Genomic DNA, 6722 nt, shown 5'->3' on the forward strand with positions numbered 1-6722 from the left:
CAGCGTTTTTTTGGCTTAATGACAATAATTATTGAAAAATGCTTTTTGCTAGGAGAAAGTCAGGATCTGATTTTTTTCATCCCTTTTCTCACTTTCCCTCTTTGGAGTGTTGCAAAATAATCATCCCACATTACATGAACCCCTATTATCATAACCGGGGTTAAAAGACAATTCTCCCAGACTTCAGTCTGGGGGAGTATTATGCAACAGTCCCAACGTGGGCTTGTTGCATAATAGCAGTTTTTGCAATTTGTCATCCCCGCGAAAGCGGGGATCCATCTTAACCCCGATTATTATAATCGGGGTTGTTTTCTGAGAAATAGATTCCCGTTTTCACGGGAATGACCATTTCTCAACAGTCCCAACGTGCAAAATCTGAATCATCGGGGTGAAATTTTAAAAAAGAAAAGACGATATATACATAGGAGGTTTTTTAGAAAAACAGAAAAAATAAGGAGGAAAAAACAATGGGTTTTACAGGAAAGGTTAATATTGGTGCTATAGTAGGAGCGCGAGGGTTAAGAGGTTATGGTTTGATTGAAAAAAGACTTAGTGTTGCTGCTGGTGGTTTTGGGGGAGGTGCAAGAGAAACCGCTGAACTTTCTAAGAGATTTGCAAAAATTCAAGTGGAAATTTCAACTCAACAGAGGCAATATGCTCTAATGGGAACTCCTAGATCAAAATGCAAGATTGCTGCATGCAAAGATCTTTCCAGCTCTTTAAGGGCTATGAGTCCCTTTGAGAATTTAGTAGAAAAAAAAGATATTTTTGAGGTACAAGGTAAATTAAGGTTATTAGAATTGGCCCTTGGGATGGAAGAGAAAGAAGATCACATTCGTGGCGCTGTAGAAAGAGGAGGTAAAAAAAGCAGTGACGTATCACGATCCGGTCTTGATGATATATTACAAGCCTTAGATCCAGAAAATATTCCGGATCTAAACCCAAAACTTACCGAGAGAATAGCCCAGGTAGAAGTAAAACTTATACGAGAACATACCAGATTTGTAAGGGACTCTTTGGATATAGAATATGGTCAAGCTATTCGAATTGCAATTCTCCTCTTGAAAACTCTTAAGGGAGAGGGGCAGAACGAACCGCTGACTAATGATTTGATTGAAGGCAGATTGGCATTGTTAGAAGATGCTTTTGAAATAAGAAAAGAGGCATTGCGATAGACTATTAATAGACTTAGAGAATAGTATAACTATCTCCCCCCGTCGGTTGATTATCGATGAGGGGGAGATTGTTTCTTTACGACAGAAAATCCTTCCTATTGGGACTGTTGCGAAATGTCACCCTCGCAGAAATTATATGTTTCTCAACAGTCCCCATCTCTTTTTAATATTTTGATACAAGAAAAATTAGGAATGATTCGACTATAAAGTATAGAAGGCAACAGATTCTTAGATGTTTCTTTTCTTTGTCTCGATTATTCGTAGAATCAAGAGTTGACAGACCTTCTGAAACTTTTTCAGAGATGAACAATCGGAGTGTATATTTTTTATTAATGGTTAAGGAGTGGCAAAAGTGAATAAGATAGGCAGATACGATCTCTTAATTACAGGAATTATATTTATATTAACGGTAATGGTCGGTGTTGTATATGGGGCAACAGCCATTGATCCTACAGAAATAGGTGTGGGGGCGAGGTCGTTGGGGATGGGAAAGGCTTATACGGCAATAGCGGATGATGGATCGGCAATGTTTACAAATCCTGCTGGACTTTCCAAATCAAGTGGATTTCAAATAGTTAGCATGAATGGAAACCTTTTAACGGAAGTTCCGTATACATTGGTAGGACTCAGCCAAAATATGCTGGAAGGGACTGTCGCGGTTGGATATGTCGGATTGGGTATGTCCGGAATACAGGAGACTGTTCTTGTAAATGGAACCCCTGAAGCAACAGGAAATGAGGCAAGTTTTGGTAATAGTGTTTTTAACATAAGTTATTCAACAGATATTGAGAAAGTGGACATTTTTAATAGAATAAATACGGGAATATTTAGAGATATTAAAATGGGCGCCTCTGTAAAATTTATAAATCAAGGATATTCTGGCGGGGGAACAAGCTTCAGTTCAGGGAATAAGAGCGGTTTGGATGTAGATTTAGGGTTAATATCAAAAATTGGGAAGAATGAAACAGTCGGCCTTGCTATAAAAAACATACTCCCCGGAAATAATATTGGAGCAGAAGAACTTCCAATGAGTATCACCGCAGGATTTTCCAACAAATTCGAAAAGTTGAACTTACTGCTGGCTGTGGATCTTGAAGTAAGAGATTCATATTTATTTCATGTGGGATGTGAATGGAAGCCTATAGAATTTATAAGCTTAAGGGGTGGCATTGATCAGTCCCCTTCGGGAGGAGAAGTTGTAACCAACACAGCTACCGGAGTTGGAATAAATATAAAGGGATTTACATTTGATTACGCGTATCATACCTATGCTGAACTCGTGGAATTTTCCACACATTATTTTTCAATCGGTTATTCAGGAATCTAGGACGTCTTGCATAATAGTCATTCCCGTGAAAACGGGAATCTATTTCGCAAAAAAATAAGATGGATCCCCGCTTTCGCGAGGATGACAAATTGCAAAAACTGTTATTATACAACAAGCCCACCAGAAAGTAACTGGTAGAAGTATATAGTGGGAAAAAGACTGTATTTTAGATATAAAATGTGAAATTTCACTGTGTTTTTGTGTTATAATTATCATGTGAGAAAGCTCTATTTCTTTGCTCTTTTAATATTTTTCTTTGTTCAAACAATTTGTTTTGCACAAGTTTATACAGTTACGAGTTGTTCTTCTGAAACTACAAATGTTGGCTCTCTTCCATGGGCTGTTCAAAATGCTAATCAGCCGGGAGATATTATTCAATTCAACCTCGCTCTTTCTGTAAATGGAGTTTCTTCTTCTACTGGAGAAGCATATCCCGGACTTGTTTCCGATAGTAGCGGGGGAAAATGGTTTCGAATTATCCTTAAAGCTCCTCTGCAAATTAGAAGTAGCGGGATCAGCATAAATGGCAGATCGCAATCTACAAGCGTTGCTTCCAATCTAGGCAAACCAAACATTGAGATCAGAGGCATACATGAGGGGACAAACTGGTTTGATGGCGAATACAGCGGACTTTTCTTGGATGGAATAAGTGACTGTATTGTTGAAGGGTTGGTTCTTAACGGATTTAGGTATGCCATAGACATTGAAAACAACTCAAACAACAATTTAATTAAAGATTGTTTTATCGGTCTTTCCGCGTCGGGTGAATCAGCTTATCCAAACCTTGGCGGGATACTTATCTATTTTTCATCAAACAACAGGATAGGAGACGGAACAGCTACTGGAAGAAATATTATTTCAGGAAATGACGACCAGGGGATAGATATTAGATGGTTCAGCTCTAATAATCAGGTCTTGGGAAATTACATAGGGACAAATTATGCAGGGACAAATAGTTTGGGGAATTTTTATAATGGAGTTCTTATTTTATCTGATTCTTCTAACAATAAAATAGGAAATGCTACAACAGGCGGCCGTAATGTAATTTCTGGAAACAGATACGGGATAACCTTTGATTCATCAACAAATGAAGCGTTGGGAAACTTTATAGGAACCGATTATCTTGGAACCTCTTTAATAGGAAATACAAGTGAAGGGATTGCGCTTAATTCGTACGATAATAAAGTTGGAAATGGGACAAATGCAGGTAAAAATATAATATGCGGCAACAGTCCCGGAATAAGTTTAAACGGTTTAAATAATAAAGCATCAGGCAACTTTATAGGTGTTGATGTGACAGGAATCCAATCTATTCCAAATAATTATGGGGTGGAGGTTTATGGTGGTTCTTGTTTTGTGGGGGATGCTACAGCTCTTTTTTCTAATGTTATATCAGGCAACAAAAATAGTGGCATCAGGGTGTTAGGAAGCAATAATGAGATTGTTGGTAATTATATAGGAACTGATTTAAGCGGGACTTTAATTCTTCCTAATAATAATGGGATTGAATTTTTTGCAGATGCTAAATATAACAAGATTGGAAATTCCGAGAATGGTGCGGGGAATGTTATTGCCAATAATTCTGTTTATGGAATAACAGCGGCCAATTTTAATATTTCCAATAATAAGATAAGTGAAAACAGCATATATAATAATATAGAAAAAGGAATTTCACTTTCTAATGGCGCAAATAATGGGATTGTCCCTCCAACCATTTCTCTTGTTGATTACAATGCTCCGCAGGGAAAACTTAAAGTTGAAGGGACTTCGGTAGCCAATAGTTTAATAGAAATCTTTAAAGCGGAGCAAAGCCAAGGCAAAACATTTCTTGGTAGCGGAAATGCTTCTGTGTCCGGATCTTTTTCAATTTTGATTGATGGCGTTTTTACCTCTTCTGATTATATAGTCGCGACTCAAACAGATATTAATGATAATACCTCTGAATTTACTCCTGCAAGCGGAGTTGTTGTATCCCAGAACATTATTTATGGACCGGATGCCATGATAGCAACCAAAGAAGGAGTTTATCTTGGAGAAGGGGTCATTGAGTCACAGCCTTCTGTGCAGATAAAAACCCTTTCCGTAGCAACAAATGAAACGGCCGTTTATTATTTAAAATTCAAAAATGCGGGAAATGTTTCAGATACTCTTACTATTAAAGGGGATACACTATCTTCCGACTATGAAGTTTCCTATTACAACAGCCTTTCGGGCGGGACGAATATAACTTCAAGTGTTGTGGGTGCGGGATATTCTGTTACTTTGCCTGCAAACGAGACTTTTGATGCCAGATTGGAAATAAAATATGTAAAAAATCATGTTAACTTGGGGGAGCTTTCCACCCAAGAGATAAAAATAAGCGCTATTTCGCAGAATGATCCGACCAAAAGCGATGCTGTGTCGTCAATTACTACTTTTGTGCCTTTAGGAGAAATTATTTATCGGCCTGATTTGATGGTTGCGTCGGTAGAAGGGGTTTATGTTGGTGAGGGCATATTTGAAACTTTGCCGAGCAGCCAAGATGTTTATTTATCTTTATATATGGGGGAGAAGGGCGTTTTCTATTTTAGAGCGAAAAATGCGGGAACACTTCGCGATACTTTAAATATTTACGCTCAAGATCCGGGAAGTGATTTTACAATAACATATTATGATACTGCTACAGGTGGAAATGACATAACGGAAAGCGTGACATGGACAGGATATAATTTTGATTTATCCCCAAATGAATATAAGGATTTTAGGGTTGAAGTTATATATAACAAAAATATTGTTTCGGCAAATGGCAATATAAGATTGACTTTATCCTCTTTGGGAGATAATGCCAAAAAGGATGTGGGGCTTTTAAATGTTTTTTATACACAAGTGCCTGTTCCTGCTGTTGTCGATAATACATATTTTGTTTTAAACTGTTCTTCTGATGAGACGAGGGAAGGTTCCCTTCCATGGGCTGTTAAAAATGCCACAAAAGAAGGCAGTAGTATATTATTTAACATTCAATTGGCTGGTGTCGGGGTCTCTTCAGGAAACGCATCTCCGGGTTTTGTTCAAAATGGGAGCGACGGTTGGTTTCGAATTGTTGTAAATTCATCCCTTGAGATACAGAGCAATTTTATTGATATAGATGCTTCTACTCAAACCTGGGAGGCAGGCAGTGGAGGCAACCATCCTAAAATAGAGGTTGTTGCGGGGAAGAATGATATCAGCGGATTTATAATAAACAAAAAGCAGTATTGCACAATAGAAGGATTTTCCATAGTAGGATTTAATGGGACAGGAAAAGCTGGCGTAGGAATAAAAGGGGGAAATTATAACAACATAAAAAATTGCTATATAGGATTGCTTCCTGATGGCAGTACCGCAAACCCAAATTATTATGGGATTCTTTTGGAAAGTAATTCTTTTTATAACTTAATTGGAGGAATGGATGGAAAATCCGGAAATGTTATTTCCGGCAATAAAAATGTAGGCATTTTTATGCTTTCTTCAACAGGGAATATTATTTTGGGGAATTATATAGGGACTGATCCCGCAGGGGCAAATAAGCTTTCGAATGGAAATTATGGTTTGAGCCTAAACTTTGCGCACAATACAAAAATCGGGAATAAAACTGTAAATGGCCGTAACATAATTTCCGGCAACAGTTTTGGTGGCGTTTATTTAAACTCTTCAAATAGTTGCGAAGTTTTTGGCAATTTCATAGGAGTTGACAAGAGCGGAGCCCTTCCTCTTGCCAATGCCCAACATGCTGTAAACTTTTATGCTTCAAAGTATAATAAAATAGGTGATGGGACATCCGATGGCAAAAATGTAATTTCTTCAAACGGGTTCTCCGGAATTAAAATCCGTTACAATTCTGGAAGTAACGAGATTTATGGGAATAATATAGGGGTGGATGCCGGCGGAACATTAGATTTGGGAAATGGCGTTTATGGTGTGGAGATACTGCAAGGCTCTTCATTTAATAAAATAGGAAAAGGAAATATTATTGCTTACAACGGTTCCTCTTTTTATCCTGCGGGTGTGAATGTGGATGGAATGACAGGCTCTGGATATGGTCTTTCTCAAAAAAATACAATTTCCCAAAATTCAATCTTTTCAAATTATGGAGAAGGGATAGCCTTGGTAAATTACGGCAATAATGGTATTTCTGCCCCTGTAATAAATAATGCGTTGTTAGATGGAGGGTTGCTAACGGTTTCTGGGACATCAGCTCCTAA

General features: G+C 37.9%; 2 protein-coding genes and 1 pseudogene. All 3 read left to right on the forward strand.

Translation table 11 applies throughout. From position 1 onward, the window contains the following. Positions 1-467 precede the first annotated feature (467 nt). A complete protein-coding gene (locus A2290_01430) occupies positions 468-1175 on the forward strand; it encodes a hypothetical protein (protein OGC13172.1) in 708 nt (235 codons plus the stop codon). Between the two features lie 352 nt (positions 1176-1527). Then, positions 1528-2502: a hypothetical protein gene (locus A2290_01435; GenBank protein OGC13173.1), complete on the forward strand. Its 975-nt coding sequence runs from the start codon at positions 1528-1530 to the stop codon at positions 2500-2502. Between the two features lie 192 nt (positions 2503-2694). Continuing rightward, a pseudogene (locus A2290_01440) lies at positions 2695-6722 on the forward strand (hypothetical protein).

The sequence above is a fragment of the candidate division WOR-1 bacterium RIFOXYB2_FULL_36_35 genome, from assembly GCA_001771505.1.
Classification (GTDB): domain Bacteria; phylum Margulisbacteria; class WOR-1; order XYC2-FULL-46-14; family XYC2-FULL-37-10; genus XYB2-FULL-36-35.